The organism is Paraburkholderia sp. EG286A (assembly GCF_040965375.1).
In the GTDB taxonomy this organism is placed as follows: domain Bacteria; phylum Pseudomonadota; class Gammaproteobacteria; order Burkholderiales; family Burkholderiaceae; genus Paraburkholderia.
Genome location: NZ_JBFRCB010000013.1, coordinates 87,004 through 103,163 on the forward strand (window position 1 = coordinate 87,004; position 16,160 = coordinate 103,163).

The window sequence follows — 16,160 nt, forward strand, 5'->3', positions numbered from 1 at the left end:
ATCTATTCGGTGAGGGGACCGCGCCCGCCGCCGCTTCAGTGAGCGCGGCGGGCGCTTCGTCTTCGTTCAGTCGTCGTCTTGCGGATCAGGCGGCCAGTTCTTCCTGGCTCGCCTTCTTCGCGCCGAGTTCGCTCAGTGCGCGCTTGTATTCCGTCGGGAACACCTTCACGAACTGGCGGCGCGCCGCATCCCAGTTTTCGAGCAGCGCCTTGGCGCGCGGCGAGCCCGTGAACTGGAAGTGACGCTCGACGAGTCCCTTGAGCAGCGCTTCGTCGGTCTGGCCCGTGTGCCACAGTGCGCGGTCCACGGTGCGCTCCTGTTCCGCCTGTTGCAGGACCGGGTCGAGCGCGACCATCGACTTGTTGCACTTGCCGGCGAAGGTGCCGTCCGGGTCGTACACGTAGGCGATACCGCCCGACATGCCCGCCGCGAAGTTACGGCCCGTTTCGCCGAGCACGACCACCGTGCCGCCCGTCATGTATTCGCAGCCGTGGTCGCCCGTGCCTTCGACGATCGCCGTCGCGCCCGAGTTACGCACCGCGAAACGCTCGCCCGCCACGCCGCGCAGGAAGGCTTCGCCTTCGAGTGCGCCGTACATCACCGTGTTGCCGCAGATGATGTTTTCTTCGGACTTGCCGCGGAAGTCGTTGGTCGGACGGATGATGATGCGGCCGCCCGAGAGGCCCTTGCCGACGTAGTCGTTGCCGTCGCCCACGAGGTCCAGCGTGATGCCGCGTGCGAGGAACGCGCCGAAGCTCTGACCCGCCGTGCCCTTCAACTGGATGTGGATCGTGTCTTCCGGCAGACCGTCGTGGCCGTACTTCTTCGCGACGACGCCCGAGAGCATCGCGCCGACCGTGCGGTTCACGTTGCGCACCGGCTGGATGAACGAGACGTGCTCGCCCGTTTCGATCGCAGCCTTCGCCTTCTCGATCAGCGTGTGATCGAGCGCGCGGTCCAGACCGTGGTCTTGCGTGTCGACGTGCTTCTTCGCGACTTCAGCGCCCACCGACGGCTGGTAGAACACGCGCGAGAAGTCGAGACCCTTCGCCTTCCAGTGCTCCACGCCACGGCGCGTGTCGAGCAGATCCGCGCGGCCGACCAGATCGTCGAACTTGCGGATACCCAGTTGCGCCATGATTTCGCGCACTTCTTCAGCGATGAAGAAGAAGAAGTTGACGACGTGCTCGGGCTGGCCCGAGAACTTCGCGCGCAGCACCGGATCTTGCGTCGCAACGCCGACCGGGCAGGTGTTCAGGTGGCACTTGCGCATCATGATGCAGCCCTGCACGACGAGCGGCGCCGTCGCAAAGCCGAATTCATCCGCGCCGAGCAGCGCGCCGATCACCACGTCGCGGCCCGTCTTCATCTGACCGTCGGCCTGCACGCGGATACGGCCGCGCAGCTGGTTCAGCACCAGGGTCTGCTGCGTTTCCGCCAGACCGAGTTCCCACGGCGTGCCGGCGTGCTTGAGCGACGAGAGCGGCGAGGCGCCCGTGCCGCCGTCGTGACCGGCGATCACGACGTGGTCGGCCTTGGCCTTCGCCACGCCCGCTGCCACCGTGCCCACGCCCACTTCCGACACCAGCTTCACCGAGATCGACGAAACCGGATTCACGTTCTTCAGATCGTGAATCAGCTGCGCCAGGTCTTCGATCGAGTAGATGTCGTGGTGCGGCGGCGGCGAAATGAGGCCCACGCCCGGCACCGAATAACGCAGCTTGCCGATGTATTCCGAAACCTTGTGGCCCGGCAGCTGACCGCCTTCGCCCGGCTTCGCGCCCTGCGCCATCTTGATCTGGATCTGGTCCGCCGACGACAGGTACTCCGCCGACACGCCGAAGCGGCCCGACGCGACCTGCTTGATCTTCGAGCGCAGCGAATCGCCATCCTTGAGCGGGATGTCCTTGACGACTTCCGGCCCGATGATCGACTGCATCGTGTCGCCGTTCTTGATCGGAATGCCGCGCAGTTCGTTGCGGTAGCGCTTCTCGTCTTCGCCGCCTTCACCCGTGTTCGACTTGCCGCCGATGCGGTTCATCGCGACGGCGAGCGTAGCGTGCGCTTCGGTCGAGATCGAGCCGAGCGACATCGCGCCAGTCGCAAAGCGCTTGACGATTTCCTTGGCCGGCTCGACGTCGTCGATCGAGATCGCGCGCGCCGGGTCGAGGCGGAATTCGAACAGACCGCGGAAGGTCATGTGGCGCTTGGTCTGATCGTTGATCAGGTGCGCGTATTCCTTGTACGTCTGGTACGAGTTGCTGCGCGCCGAGTGCTGGAGCTTGGCGATCGCGTCCGGCGTCCACATGTGGTCTTCGCCGCGCACACGGTAGGCGTACTCGCCGCCCGCGTCGAGCATGTTGGCGAGAACCGGGTTGTCGCCGAAGGCGTCGCGGTGCAGACGGATCGCTTCTTCGGCCACTTCGAACAGGCCGATGCCGCCCACCTTCGAGGCCGTCCCCTTGAAGTACTTGGCGATGAGATCGTCAGCCAGACCGACGGCTTCGAAAATCTGCGCGCCCGTGTACGACATGTACGTGGAGATGCCCATCTTCGACATCACCTTGAGCAGGCCCTTGCCCACTGCCTTGGTGAAGTTGTAGACGGCCTTCTCGCCCGACAGGTCGCCCTTCAGGCCCTGCGCCATCTGCGCGAGCGTTTCCATCGCGAGGTACGGGTGCACGGCTTCCGCGCCGAAACCGGCGAGCAGCGCGAAGTGGTGCGTTTCACGCGCCGAGCCCGTTTCCACGACGAGACCCGTGCTCGTGCGCAGACCGTGCTGCACGAGGTGCGAGTGGATCGCCGAGGTGGCGAGCAGCGCCGGGATCGCGACGTTGTCGCGGTCCGCGCGGCGGTCCGACACGATCAGGATGTTGTAGCCCGACTTGACCGCATCGACGGCTTCCGCGCACAGCGACGCGAGGCGCGCTTCGATGCCTTCCTTGCCCCAGGCCACCGGATAGCAGATGTTCAGCTCGTAGCTGCTGAACTTGCCGCCCGTGTACTGCTCGATCGCGCGGATCTTCGCGATGTCCTTGAAGTCGAGCACCGGCTGCGACACTTCGAGACGCATCGGCGGGTTGATGTTGTTGGTGTCGAGCAGGTTCGGCTTCGGGCCGATGAACGACACGAGCGACATCACCATGTTTTCACGGATCGGGTCGATCGGCGGGTTCGTGACCTGCGCGAACAGCTGCTTGAAGTAGTTGTAGAGCGTCTTGTTCTTGTTGGACATGACCGCCAGCGGCGAGTCGTTGCCCATCGAACCGACCGCCTCTTCGCCCGACATCGCCATCGGCGCCATCAGGAACTTGAGGTCTTCCTGCGTATAGCCGAACGCCTGCTGACGGTCGAGCAGCGCGGCGGCTTCGGCGCGCGCAGTCGCGACGTCTTCCGCCTTCGGCTCGATCTCGTCGAGCTTGATGCGCACGGCGTCGATCCAGCTCTTGTACGGCTTGGCGTTGGCGAGGTTGTCCTTGAGTTCCTTGTCGTCGATGATGCGGCCGTGTTCCATGTCGATCAGGAACATCTTGCCCGGCTGCAGACGCCACTTCTTGACGATCTTCGACTCGGGGATCGGCAGCGTGCCGGCTTCCGACGCCATGATGACCAGGTCGTCGTCCGTGACGATGTAGCGCGCCGGACGCAGACCGTTACGGTCAAGCGTCGCGCCGATCTGGCGGCCGTCGGTGAACGCGATCGCGGCGGGGCCGTCCCACGGCTCCATCATCGCAGCGTGGTATTCGTAGAACGCCTTGCGGTTCTCGTCCATCAGCGTGTGCTGTTCCCAGGCTTCCGGGATCATCATCATCATCGCGTGGACGAGCGGGTACCCCGCCATCACCAGCAGTTCGAGACAGTTGTCGAACGATGCCGTGTCGGACTGGCCCGGATAGATCAGCGGCCAGAGCTTCGGCAGGTCGTCGCCGAGCACGTGCGAGGCGATCGCGCCGGTACGGGCGTTCAGCCAGTTCACGTTGCCCTTCACGGTGTTGATTTCACCGTTGTGGGCGATCATGCGGTACGGGTGAGCCAGTTCCCACGCCGGGAACGTGTTGGTCGAGAAGCGCTGGTGCACGAGCGCCAGTGCCGACACCACGCGCTCGTCCTGCAGGTCGCGGTAGTACACGCCGACCTGGCCGGCCAGCAGCAGGCCCTTGTAGACGACCGTGCGCGCCGAGCACGACGGCACGAAGTATTCCTTGCCGTGCTTGAGCTTGAGCGCCTGGATGCGGTGGCTCGCGGTCTTGCGGATGATGTACAGCTTGCGCTCGAGCGCGTCCGTAACCATCACGTCCTTGCCGCGGCCGATGAAGATCTGGCGGATCAGCGGCTCGCTCGCCTTCACCGTGGGCGAAATCGGCATGGCGTGATCGACCGGCACGTCGCGCCAGCCCAGCACGACCTGGCCTTCGGCACGCACCGTGCGCTCGAGTTCCTGCTCGCAGGCGAGACGCGAGGCGTGTTCCTTCGGCAGGAAGATCATGCCGACGCCGTACTCGCCGAACGGCGGCAGCGTCACGCCCTGCTTGGCCATCTCTTCGCGGTAGAACGCGTCCGGAATCTGGATCAGGATGCCCGCGCCGTCGCCCATCAGCGGATCGGCGCCCACGGCGCCCCGGTGGTCGAGGTTCTCGAGAATCTTCAGGCCTTGCTGAATGATTTCGTGGCTCTTCTTGCCCTTGATATGGGCGACGAAGCCGACGCCACAGGCGTCGTGTTCGTTTTGCGGGTCATAGAGACCTTGCGCGGCGGGCACCGCGGCGCGCTGCTGGTGATCGTTCATGGGGACACCGTCAGAGTGGGGGCCGTTGCCAGCCGTTGAATCCGTTTTCTTGATTTACGCCGCTTACGTGACCGCTGTACGGCGTTGCGCGGGTACTACGTGCTTCCCGCGTTATGCGCCCAGGAGAGCCGAAAGGCGAATATACGCGACGAATCAAGGGGATGCAAATAAAACGTGATGTTCGAACCCCAATTATCGAGTTGGTGCATTCGCACATTTTTTTATTGGGGCCATATTAGATTCGGGCAAAAGAAAACGGCATCCGGAGATGCCGTTTTATCTCGTAAACAGTTGATCCAAAAAGCAATCAGTGAGTGCCAGTGCCCGGCTTGCGCTCGTCGCGTTCCGAACTCGAACCGGAGGAGCCGCCGTCACCGGAACCCTGCGAACCACCGGAATGGCCGTTCGAGCCACCCGGATTTACACCCGATGTTGTAGCCGAACCACTACCCGCGTGGCCGCCTCCATGCGTCGAGGTCGAGCCGGCCGGATTGGCGCCGGGATGCGAAGTCGAATGGGGGCCAGATTGAACGGCGCCATGGCCCGCCGGCTGACCGCCCGCCCCGCCCGATCCGGCCGCAGGCGTCGAAGCCGGGCTCGCGGTGGCCGCGGCGCCAATGGCGCCCGGCGTTGCCGCTGGCGTGCCCGGCGCTTCGCGCACCTTGCGCGGGCGCCCGCGCGGCAGCGGCGAGACGCGCCGGTTCGCCGTGCGCGACGCCCAATCGCGGTACGTGTCGCTGCCGAGCACCCAGCCCTTGAGCGTGGCCTGCATGAGCTGCGTCGTTTCGCGTTCGTCGAGCACCTGCTCGCAGAGTTCGCGATACGCGCGCTGACGCTCGAACGGCGTGTTGCCGAGCGCCCAGTACAGCGGATGGTCGGTGATGAGGCTGTCGACGGTCAGGCCGATGTGATGCCGGTAGCTCGACCATCGATAGTCTTCAGGCGCCGTCACGAGGTGGCTGCGCACCGGTGCGAGCTCGACGACGCGGCTCGCCAGCAGGAAGAAGCGCTCGCCCTCGATGACCGTCGCGCGGTAGCGCCCCTCCCAGAGCGTGCCGCGACGCGCATAGCGCCGGTTGAAATGCGCCACGTAGCGCCGGCCGACCGCCTGCATTGCCTTGGGCAGGCTGGATTCGTCGGAAGGCGTGACGAGCAGTTGCACCGCGCCGGGCATCAAAACCCACGCATGCACCGCCAGATGATGATCGCGCGCCGCGGCCTTCAGGCAGTCGATGAACAGTTCGTAGTCCTGGTCATCGACGAACGCGGGCTGCTGATCGAGTCCGCGCAGGATCACATGCTGTGGCTGATCGGGAACATAAAGACGTGCAAGCCGTGCCATGCTCGATTTTCCTGGTTCCGTTGGTGAATACCCGCAGACCCGCCAGGCCCCACCAGCGCTAGTTCTCGCTGGCATGCGGCTTCGGCGGAAAGCTCGCGGCGCTTAGTAAAAAAGCTCTAACGGTCGCGTCTGGTTTGTTGCAAACGTTGTGTTCATAATGAGCGGGCCTTTCATGGAGGAGCAATTAATATGAAATTAAAACAGGCGCTGGCAGGGGTCGCCGCGCTCGCCAGTTTCACGGCAGCACACGCACAATCCGCAAACACGTTCTACGTCACCACCGGCTGGTTCCGCTTCATGCCGCAGGACACCAGCGATCCGCTCAAGATCGACAGCGTCGGCGGCACGCCCGTCAACATGGCCATTCCGAATACGGGCGCCAGCGTCGGCTCGGCCGACACCGTGGGTTTCTCCCTCGGCTACTACATCACCGACCACTTCGCTACCGAAGCCGAACTGGGCATTCCGCCGAAGTTCGATATTTCCGGCGGCGGCAGCTTCAGCAGCTACGGCAAGGTCGGCTCGGCGAAACTGTGGAGCCCCGCGCTGCTGTTCAAGTACTACTTCAACAGCCCGGAAGCAAAATTCCGTCCTTACCTCGGCGTCGGCGTGACCTACGCCTGGTTCACCGACGCGAAGATCACCAACGGAGCCTTCGAACAAGAGAGGCTTGGGGGTCCGACCAGCGTTTCGACGGATCGTTCCTGGGCCCCCGTGTTTAACCTGGGCTTCAACTACAACTTCACGAAGCACTGGTTCGCCGGTTTCTCGCTCTCGTACATTCCGATCAACGTGACGGCCACGTACCACACGACGCTGAACAACCAGTTCGGCACCCAGCGAGTCGCGGAATCGAAGATTCACCTGAACCCGCTCGTGACGTACCTGAAGGTCGGCTACAACTTCTAACGCGCTGCGGCGCCACGCACCACCTCGCGCCGGCCCTTCGCCTCGCCCTTGCGGCGTCTGGCGGAGGGCGGCGTTTCCCGCCCGGCCGTGCCCTTCCTGTCTTCGCGTCTCCATCGATTTTTCCCCGCCTTCGCATGGGCTTATCCTGATTCTATGCCTCTGCGAAAAAGCGTGCTGTCCCCGTAATCACCTGTTTTGTCACCAGAGATCGGAGCCCCGCCTGGCGGGCATTTGCGCCCGGCTCGCTGCGCTCGTTCAAGGCTTGGGCACTGGAATTGCGCAATACTGGCACTCCGGTCCTCGCCCTCCCGCGCCCTTTTTCGTGCGCCCCGCGGCGAGCCTTTTACCTGTGACTTTTCAACGACGGAGCCATAAATGAGCGCCTTTCCGAACACGCGAGAAGCCCTCGGAGATTCCTGGACGCGCACGAGCCGACATGCGCGGCGCATCGCGCGCCGCGGCCGCAGCGCCGCCGCCGATATCACCGACGAGTTGCGTGATCTGCTCGCCGAGCTGGAAAACACGCTGGGTGAAGGAACCCAGGCCGATGCGGCTGCGCTGCGCGCCGACATCCGCAAGCGTCTCGACGCCGCCCGCGAGCGGCTCGAAGTCGCGCGTGCCGCCGCGCGCGACCACACTGACGCGGCCATCGCCGGCGCTGACGACTACGTGCACCGCAATCCCTGGCAGGCCGTCGCGATTGCCGGCGGCGTGGCGCTGGTAGTGGGCGCGCTGCTCTCGCGCCGCTGAAGGAGGAGCCGGGCACCGGCCGCCCGGCCTGGGGCCTCAGGCGTCGAGCGCGTGCGGCCCGATCAGGTCGATACGGTCTGTGCAGACCGTATCGACGCCCCAGCTCACGAGCTGGCGAGCGCGGTCGAGGTCGTTCACCGTATAGGCGAGGATGAAAAGCCCCGCCGCCTTGATGCGCTCGACGAGCGCCTCGTCCAGATGGCGATGGCTCGCATGGAGCGACACACATTCGAGCGCCGCGGTCTGCTCGCGCCAGTCGGCGGGCACGCGTTCGAATAGCAGACCGCGCGGCAGTTCCGGCGCGCTCTCGCGCGCCGCCTCGAGCGCTGCATAAGAGAACGACGACAGCAAAGGCGGCGTGCCTGCCCGCGCTTCGCTCTCCCATAGGCGAGCCGTTTCGGCGCCTACTATGCGCCCTGTCTCCACGTCGCGGCCCGCGCAGGGCTTGATCTCGACGTTCGCCGCAAGCCCCAGCTCACGACAGCACGCTGCGACCTGAGCGAGCGTGGGCATTGGCTCGCCCGCAAAACGCGCATCCCGCCAGCTGCCCGCGTCCAGCGTCGCAAGTTCCTCGTAGCGCATGCGTGCCGCGGCGCCGTGCCCGTTCGATGTGCGGTTCACCGTGTCGTCGTGCAGCAGGAACGCGACGTTGTCGACGGACAGCTTGGCGTCGAACTCGACCAGCGTATGCCCGAGGCTCGCGCCCGTGCGCAGACCCGCCAGCGTGTTCTCGGGCGCGAGCGTGCCGCCCCCTCGGTGCGCGGCAACGCGCGGATACGGCCAGGACTTGATCATATGGGCTCCCGGAATCAGCAGGGGCGGTGAGAGGGGGCGAGCCGCGCCCTCAAACGTCGTCGGCAACGACGAAGAGACGGCGGTACTCCTTCAGGGCATAGCGGTCGGTCATGCCTGCGATGTAATGAGCGATCAGCCGCGGCTGCACGGCGGCGTCCTGCGTCTGGTACGGCGGCGGCAGCAGGCGCGAGTCTTCGCTGAACGCCTCGAACAGCCCCTTCACCACGCGCCGCGCCTTGTTGGCCATGCGCATCACGCGATAGTGGCGATACAGGTTGCGGTAGAGGAAGCGCTTGAGCGCAGCCGCCTGCGCGGCCACGCGCTCGCTGTGCGCGACGAGCGCGGGCGCGGCGCGCACGTCGTCGAGCGACTGCGGCGCGCACTCGGCGAGATTGCGCCGCGTCTGCCCGATCAGATCGACGATCAGCGTGTTGATGATGCGCCGCACCGTCTCGTGAACCAGCCGGCGGCCCTCGATCTGCGGATATTCGGCGCGCGCGGCGTCGTAGTGCGTTTGCCAGAGTTCGACCTCGGCGAGCTGCTCGATGGTGAGCAGGCCCGAGCGCAAGCCGTCGTCGACGTCGTGGTTGTTGTAGGCAATTTCGTCGGCGATGTTGGCGATCTGCGCTTCGATCGACGGCTGCCGGCCGAGCAGAAAACGCTCGCCCAGATCGCCCAGATGCCGCGCATGCTCGCGCGAGCAGTGCTTGAGAATGCCTTCGCGCGTTTCGAAGCACAGGTTCAGGCCGTCGAACGCGCCGTAGTGCTCTTCGAGCTCGTCCACGACCGCGAGACTCTGGAGATTGTGCTCGAAGCCACCGTGCTCGCGCATGCACTCGTTGAGCGCGTCCTGGCCCGCATGGCCGAACGGCGTATGGCCGAGGTCGTGGGCGAGCGAGATCGCCTCGACCAGATCCTCGTTCACGCGCAGATTGCGGGCGACCGAGCGGGCGATCTGCGCGACTTCCAGGCTGTGCGTGAGCCGTGTGCGAAAGAGATCGCCCTCGTGATTCACGAACACCTGGGTCTTGTACTCGAGGCGGCGAAACGCCGTGGAATGGACAATGCGGTCGCGGTCGCGCTGGAACTCGCTGCGCGCGGCGGGCGGCGGCTCGGGATAGCGCCGCCCGCGCGAGCGCGAGGCGTGCGCCGCGTAAGGCGCGAGACCCGCCTCGAATGACGCGACCAGCGCGGCGCTGGCGTCGCCGCCATGCACGTCGCTACGTTCCTGAACACTACGGGGATCACTACGGTTATCGCTGCGGGTGTCGCTCACCGTTCCTCCGCAAGGGGTTGTCGCCGACGCCGCCTCAGTTCCGCGTCGCGGCGGCGAGCGTGGCCTGCACGGCTTCGTCGGGCGCGCGGCCGATGTGCGTCTCGCCGAAGCGCTTGAGCAGGATGAACTTGATCGCTCCGCCCTCGGCCTTCTTGTCGACCTGCATCAACTCGACGTAGCGGTCGGCGCCGAGCGCGGGCGCACGCACCGGCAGCTTCGCGGCCTCGACCACGCGCACGAGGCGCGTGCGCGAGGCTTCGTCCAGCATGCCCACGCGTACCGAGAGGTCCGCAGCCATCACCATGCCGCAGCCCACCGCCTCGCCGTGCAGCCACTCGCCGTAGCCGAGCCCGGCCTCGATCGCGTGGCCGAACGTATGGCCGAAGTTGAGGATGGCGCGCAGGCCGCCCTCGCGCTCGTCGGCGGCCACGACCGATGCCTTGATCTCGCACGAGCGCTTGACCGCGTGCGCGAGCGCTTCGGGCTCGCAACGGTTGAGCGATTCGACGTTGGCTTCGATCCAGTCGAAGAATTCGGCGTCGGCAATCGCGCCGGTCTTGATGACCTCGGCAATGCCGGCTGCCAGCTCGCGCTCCGGCAGCGTGGCCAGCGCGCCGATGTCGGCGATCACGGCCTGCGGCTGGTAGAACGCGCCGATCATGTTCTTGCCGAGCGGATGATTGATGCCCGTCTTGCCGCCCACCGACGAATCGACCTGCGAAAGCAGCGTGGTCGGCACCTGGATGAACGGCACGCCGCGCATGTAGCAGGCGGCCGCGAAGCCAGTCATGTCACCCGTCACGCCGCCGCCCAGCGCGATGAGCGTGGTCTTGCGGTCGGCGCGCGAGGTGAGCAGCGCGTCGAAGATCTCGTTGAGCGTTTCCCAGTTCTTGTGCGCCTCGCCGTCGGGCAGCACCACCGTGTTGACGTCCTTGCCGAGCGGCGCAAGCGCGGCGCGCAGCGTCTCGCCGTAGAGCGGATCGACGACGGTGTTCGTCACGATCGTGACCGACTTGCCGGCGATATGGGGCGCGAAGAGCGCCGTCTGACCGATCAGGCCGGAGCCGATATGGATGGGGTAGGCGCGGTCGCCCAGTTCGACGTTGACGGTAATCATGCTCTGAATCTTTTGGGTTTCCGATGGACTGCCTGCTGCACGACTCACTGCGCGACTCACCGGGCGACCTGCGCCCTACTCGCGCGCCGTGGCCCGCACGACGCCGGCCATGTCGAGCTGCATCAGCACCATGTTGACGAGTCCGTTGACGGAAGGCCGGCCGGTTTCGATCACGAAGTCCGCGACTTCGCGATACAGCGGGTCGCGCACTTCGTACAGCGCTTCGAGCCGCGCCTTCGGGTCTTCGGTTTGCAGCAGCGGGCGATTCTTGTCGCGCCGCGTGCGCAGCCACAGGTCGTGCGGATGCGCGCGCAGATACACGACGAAGCCGCGCGCCTTGAGCGCCGCGCGATTCTCGGGCCGCAGCACCGCGCCGCCACCGGTCGCGAGGACGATGCCTTCGCGCCCTGTGAGCTCTTCGATCATCTGGGCCTCGCGGTCGCGAAAGCCCGCTTCGCCTTCGAGTTCGAAGATCACCGGGATGCGCGCGCCCGTGCGCGCCTCGATCTCGTGATCGGAGTCGAAGAACGGACGCTCCAGCCGGCGCGCGACCGCCCGGCCCACGGTCGTCTTGCCGGCGCCCATGAGCCCTACGAAAAATACATTGGCGTTTGCGTCCCGCACTTGCAGCGTTTCCTACGAAAGGTTGGTGCCGCAGCTTACTGGCAAAGCGGCGGCATTGTCGAGCCTGCGGCCCCGTTGATCAGACCCCGTAAACATGGGGCTGCCCGCTGGCAGCCAGTTTGCCCGATCAATGAGGGTCAATTCGGCTCCACGACGCGCGGCGTGATGAACACCACGAGCTCGCTGCGCTTATCCCGGTGCGCGCGATGCGAAAAAAGCGCGCCCAGAACCGGTATTTTGCCCAGGAGTGGCACGCGCGTCACATCATCGCGGTCATCGGTCGCGTCGATGCCGCCAATCGAGACCGTCCCGCCGTCCTCGATTTCCACGCGCGTCTGCACGTGCTTGGTGTTGATCGCAGGCCCGGCGGCCGTTTGCTCGCCGACACTGTCCTTCGCCACGTCGAGGTCGAGTATCACGCGGCCATCGGGTGTGATCTGCGGCTCGACTTCGAGTTTCAGGCTGGCGCGCCGGAATTGCACGCCCGAAACGCCCTGCCCGACCTTGGCCTGATAAGGCAGCTCGGTACCCTGCTCGACGACGGCCTTCGTGCGGTCGGCGGTGACCACGCGCGGGCTCGACACCACGCGTCCGCGCCCTTCTGCCTCGAGCGCGCTCAACTGGATGTCGAGCATGCGCGTGGCGCGCGCGGCCAGCAGCGTGAGCCCAAGCCCCGCGGGCTCGAAGCCGGCGATCGGGCCCGCCGCGAGGTTGTACACCGTGCCGTCGGCTTTGGTGATCAGGCCGCGGGGGGCCGTTGCGTCCACGCTCACCGGCGTCACGCCAAGACGCACGCCCAGCTCGCGCGACAGCCCCTCGTCCCCCTCGACGATACGCGCCTCGATCAGCACCTGGCGCGCGGGCGCATCGAGCCGCCACACGAGTTCGCCGATCTGGTCGAGTCGCGCCGGCAGGTCGGTGACGAAGAGGACATTCGTGCGCGCGTCCGCCACCGCCGTGCCGCGCTTCGAGAGTGCGCGCTGTGCGCCCGTGCCGGTCAGGAAGCGGCGCAAATCCTCGGCGCGCGCGTAGTGCAACTCGAACGAGCGGCTCGCGAGCGGCTCCAGCTCCGCGGCCCGGGCGTGCGCCTCGTAACGCTGCCGCTCGCGCGCCGCCACCTCCGCGGCGGGCGCGACCCAGATCACGTCGCCGATGCGCGACATCGCAAGGCCGTTTGCTTCCAGCAGCAGGTCGAACGCGGTACGCCACGGCACGCGCTGGAGGCGCAACGTCACCTGGCCGCGCGCCCGTTCGCTTGCGACGATATTGAGCTTCGTGAACTGGGCGAACGCATGCAGAACGGCCGTGAGTTCAGCGCGCTGGAAGTTGAGCGTGATCGGCCGGTCCGGCGGCAATCCATCGTTGGCCGCCGCGGCGTCGCCGAGGCGCATTGGCGCGCGCATGGGTACCGGCGGCCCTTCTAGCGGCCCGGCCGCTGGTAAGTCGCTGCCGGGTTCGCGCGAAGGCTGGGCGGCGCGTTGGGACACGCCAGCGTCGCCGTCCGCGTCTGCCCGCGAAACGTCTTCGGGCGCGACTTCGGTCATAAAGGCATCGCTGCCTCCCATGAACGGATTGGCGATCCACTGATTCGCTGCGGGCTCCCCCGCCCCGTCGGGCAACGGCGGCACTTCGTAGCGCGCGAGCGCCGCCAGCGGACGTGCCCACCCAGGTCGAGGCGGCGGCACCGCGGCCCATGCCGCGCACGCGGCAACGCTCACCATCAACGCGGCGAGGACAACAACGCTCCGCTCGAGCGCGCTCATTTCGCCGGCTCCGCCCAGCCGAGCGCGCGCGTCGTCCCACCCGCCGCGACGACGACCCGCGCCGGCCCGATTGCCAGCACGCGCGCATTGCCGATCGCCTCGCCCGCCTGCGCGGTCACGACGCCCTCGGGCGTTTCCAGGAGCGCGAGGATGCGCAGCCGATCCTGCAGGATGCCGGCAAGGCGCCACCCGTCTTCCGCCCGCCCGGCCGCAGCCGCGTGCGCAAAGGGATCGCGAACCGCCGCTGCGGCGGACGCCACCGCCAGCGGCACGGCGGGAAGCGCATCGTATACGCGCAACGTTGCCGAGACCGACAGACCGGTTCCCGTGCGCCGGACGGCAAGCTCGAATGGCACCGTGAGCGCCGCCTCGCGCGCCAACTCTTCGAGCAGTCGGCGCAGTTGCGCGAAGCTGCCTTGCGCGACCAGCCTGATCGACCGAAACGCCTCGGCTTGCACGCCGCCCGCGACGCCTGGCTCCAGCACATGCAGCACGAGGCCCGATTGCGCGGCGAGTTGCGAGATGCGGCGAATGTCGTCGGCGGAATTGCCCGCACGCGGCGCACGCGAAGGCATTCGCGCCGCAGCTTCGCGCAGCGCGGGCAGACGCGCCAGGACTTGCTGGGCATCGCCGTAGCGCTTTTGAGCGGCTTCCAGCGCGGCGCGCGCTGCATGGACGCCAAGCGGATCCCCGACGATGCAGGCGCCGCTTGCAGTGGCGAGAGCCAGCACGGCAATCGTCAACGCGACAGCCAGGCGGCGGTGCAGGCTCCACGCGTGCAGCGGCGGCCATCCGCGTAATACCTTGCCCGCGCCAGACCGAGCCGAAACGGGCGCCCGTTCCTGTCCGGCGTGCGCAGCCATCGTGCTCATGTCGCCTCCTTCGCTGCGGCGTCGCTCGACGCTCGCGGTGCCTCTTGCGCTCGCGGCGTGTCGGCCCGCGGCACGGTGCTCGCGCCTTGCCAGACGAGATGAGCCGCGACGCGAATCGGTTCGCCGTCGGACGCACGCTCGCGTGCAGCGCCGGCCGGCGCGACGCGCTTGAGTTCGCGCACGCGCACGGCCTCGACATCGGGCAGCGAGCGCAGCCGCCCGAGCCACGCCGCAGCCGCCGATTCGTCCGCTGCGCTCGCCTGCAGATCGGTTTCATCGGCGAACTGCGCGAGCTGCTGCAAGCCGACGCCCGGCAGAGCGTCGCTTGCCAACGCGTCCGCGAGGGCGAAAAAGCGCGCCGTAGCCCGCGCGTGCTGCCGGGCGAGTCGCTCGCCGACACGCCGCGCTTCGCTCGCCAGCGTGAGGCGCTGCGCCTCGGCGAGCGGTGCACGCCACTGCGCCAGCGGCCGCTCCAGCGCCGCGCGCCGAGCCTCGAGCGCGCTGCATTCGACGCGCTGCCAGAGCACGACACCCAGCGCACACGCGCACCCGCCAAGCGCCGCGGCGCCCCATTCGAGCAGGCGCCAGCAACGCCGCCTGCGAATGGCGCGCTGCCGCCACGGCAGCAGATTGAATCCGCCGACGGCCCGGCGCGGTAACTCGCGCACGGCGCGCGTGAGCGTCATTCCGCCACCCCGCGCAACGCGAGTCCGAACGCCACCGCACACGCCGGATCATGCAACAGCGTCGCCGCAAGCGGCCACTCGATGTCGGCCAGCGGTGCGCATTCGAAGGGCAGCACTGGCGCGCCCAGCGCGTCGCCGATGTCGGCCATCGTGAAGTTCGCGCCGCGCAGCATGGCAAGCTCGCCCGAGACCTGCACGCAGCCGGCCTGCTCGCCGTCGACGAGGTCGCGCAGCGCCTCCACGAGATCGGCATGTTCGAGCGCGGGAAAGCGCATGTGCCGGATGACCGAGTCGTCGACGAGCAACCAGCCATGCACGCCTTCCGGGCCGACCCAGATCGCCACCCAGGGCTCGTGCGGCGGCAACTCGTACACCGCCGCGTGCCGCATGGCGCGCAACGCGGCGTGCGCTTCGCCGTCCACGGCGCACAACGTGATGCCCGCCATGGCCGCACACTCGATGCGCGCTTCGAGATGCTGCCGCGCCGTCGCCGCGATCGTCACCTGCGCTTCGTGGCTGCGCGGCGTGGCCGGCAGCACGCTCCAGTCGACCGCCAGCTCGCCGCGCTCCACGCCCGCCACGCGTTCCGCCTCCGCCAGCACGAGCGGCTCGAGCGCCGCGTGAATACCCGACTCGTCCATCGCACCCGCCGGCGCAAGACGCGCGAGCGGCACGGTCGCGACGAGCGTCGCGCTCGTGGGCAGCGCCATGGCGCAACGCAGCGACGCCGCGGCGCTGGCGCGCGGCAACTCGCCAAACACGCCGCGAAGCGCCGCGACGATGGCCGCCCGGTCGACGATCTCCGCGCCGGCGAGCGCCTCGCGCGCGAGCGGCGCGCCCGCCAGCCATTCGAGGCGGACCGGCCCCGCCCCGACAATACGCTGGCTCAACACCACCAGCGTGACCCCGCGCGCGCTTAAATCCACACCCGCGGCAAAGCGGCGAGCGCCCAACAACAGCGGATTCCCGAAACCCATCGCATCCCTCCCGTTTGTCCGTGCGCCGCAAACCGTTCGCAGCGCGTCGATGGAGAAATTGTGCGAAGCGGGGCGGCGCACGAATACTCGGCCGAACGGCCAACGATCGCCGCCAGCGCTATCCACGCGCGAGGGGCGCGTCTACAGTGCGGATATCAGCAATAAGCGTCAGCAGACGCGTCGACAGAAACAGCGGGTTGCGTGCTCGCATGCGCCGTCCATGTAAGCATCTCGAAAGCCCGTGAGCGAGCGGCGGCTATAAT

At 67.2% G+C, this 16,160-nt stretch carries 11 protein-coding genes and 1 pseudogene; 2 read left to right on the plus strand and 10 right to left on the minus strand.

The genetic code is table 11. The annotated features are described in order from the left end of the window. Positions 1–85: 85 nt before the first annotated feature. Together AB4Y35_RS38650 and AB4Y35_RS38655 are read right to left on the minus strand one after the other, a co-directional pair. Positions 86–4,786 carry a glutamate synthase-related protein gene (locus AB4Y35_RS38650; protein WP_368708563.1) on the minus strand — a complete coding sequence of 1,567 codons (4,701 nt, stop codon included), beginning with the start codon at positions 4,784–4,786 and terminating at the stop codon, positions 86–88. A gap of 652 nt (positions 4,787–5,438) precedes the next feature. Next, positions 5,439–6,128: pseudogene (locus tag AB4Y35_RS38655) on the minus strand (transposase); the annotation flags it as partial. A 189-nt stretch (positions 6,129–6,317) separates the two neighbouring features. Between AB4Y35_RS38655 and AB4Y35_RS38660 the strand changes: the two are divergent. Further along, positions 6,318–7,037 carry an OmpW family outer membrane protein gene (locus AB4Y35_RS38660; protein WP_342949818.1) on the plus strand — a complete coding sequence of 240 codons (720 nt, stop codon included), beginning with the start codon at positions 6,318–6,320 and terminating at the stop codon, positions 7,035–7,037. 375 nt (positions 7,038–7,412) lie between these two features. Beyond that, positions 7,413–7,787 (plus strand): YqjD family protein, encoded by a 375-nt coding sequence (locus AB4Y35_RS38665; protein WP_133186266.1) that lies wholly within the window; start codon positions 7,413–7,415, stop codon positions 7,785–7,787. A 36-nt stretch (positions 7,788–7,823) separates the two neighbouring features. Here AB4Y35_RS38665 and ugpQ read toward each other — a convergent pair whose 3' ends face one another. From ugpQ to pilM, 8 genes are all read right to left on the minus strand, one after another. Continuing rightward, the gene (gene ugpQ, locus AB4Y35_RS38670) at positions 7,824–8,582 is read right to left on the minus strand and encodes a glycerophosphodiester phosphodiesterase (protein WP_368708564.1); all 759 of its coding nucleotides are present in this window, start codon (positions 8,580–8,582) and stop codon (positions 7,824–7,826) included. 49 nt (positions 8,583–8,631) lie between these two features. Further along, positions 8,632–9,798: a deoxyguanosinetriphosphate triphosphohydrolase gene (locus AB4Y35_RS38675; protein WP_368708579.1), complete on the minus strand. Its 1,167-nt coding sequence runs from the start codon at positions 9,796–9,798 to the stop codon at positions 8,632–8,634. Positions 9,799–9,892: 94 nt separating this feature from the next. After that, positions 9,893–10,975 carry a 3-dehydroquinate synthase gene (gene aroB / locus AB4Y35_RS38680; protein ID WP_368708565.1) on the minus strand — a complete coding sequence of 361 codons (1,083 nt, stop codon included), beginning with the start codon at positions 10,973–10,975 and terminating at the stop codon, positions 9,893–9,895. A 75-nt stretch (positions 10,976–11,050) separates the two neighbouring features. Further along, the gene (gene aroK / locus AB4Y35_RS38685) at positions 11,051–11,605 is read right to left on the minus strand and encodes a shikimate kinase AroK (RefSeq protein ID WP_069268233.1); all 555 of its coding nucleotides are present in this window, start codon (positions 11,603–11,605) and stop codon (positions 11,051–11,053) included. Positions 11,606–11,736: 131 nt separating this feature from the next. Next, a complete protein-coding gene (locus AB4Y35_RS38690) occupies positions 11,737–13,362 on the minus strand; it encodes a type IV pilus secretin PilQ (RefSeq protein ID WP_368708566.1) in 1,626 nt (541 codons plus the stop codon). Further along, positions 13,359–14,234 carry a hypothetical protein gene (locus tag AB4Y35_RS38695; RefSeq protein WP_368708567.1) on the minus strand — a complete coding sequence of 292 codons (876 nt, stop codon included), beginning with the start codon at positions 14,232–14,234 and terminating at the stop codon, positions 13,359–13,361. Before AB4Y35_RS38695 ends, AB4Y35_RS38690 begins: the two co-directional genes overlap by 4 nt. Further along, positions 14,231–14,920: a fimbrial assembly family protein gene (locus tag AB4Y35_RS38700; RefSeq protein WP_368708568.1), complete on the minus strand. Its 690-nt coding sequence runs from the start codon at positions 14,918–14,920 to the stop codon at positions 14,231–14,233. The genes AB4Y35_RS38695 and AB4Y35_RS38700 overlap by 4 nt, the downstream gene beginning before the upstream one ends. After that, the gene (gene pilM / locus AB4Y35_RS38705; RefSeq protein ID WP_368691437.1) at positions 14,917–15,897 is read right to left on the minus strand and encodes a type IV pilus biogenesis protein PilM; all 981 of its coding nucleotides are present in this window, start codon (positions 15,895–15,897) and stop codon (positions 14,917–14,919) included. The genes AB4Y35_RS38700 and pilM overlap by 4 nt, the downstream gene beginning before the upstream one ends. Between the last annotated feature and the right edge of the window lie 263 nt (positions 15,898–16,160).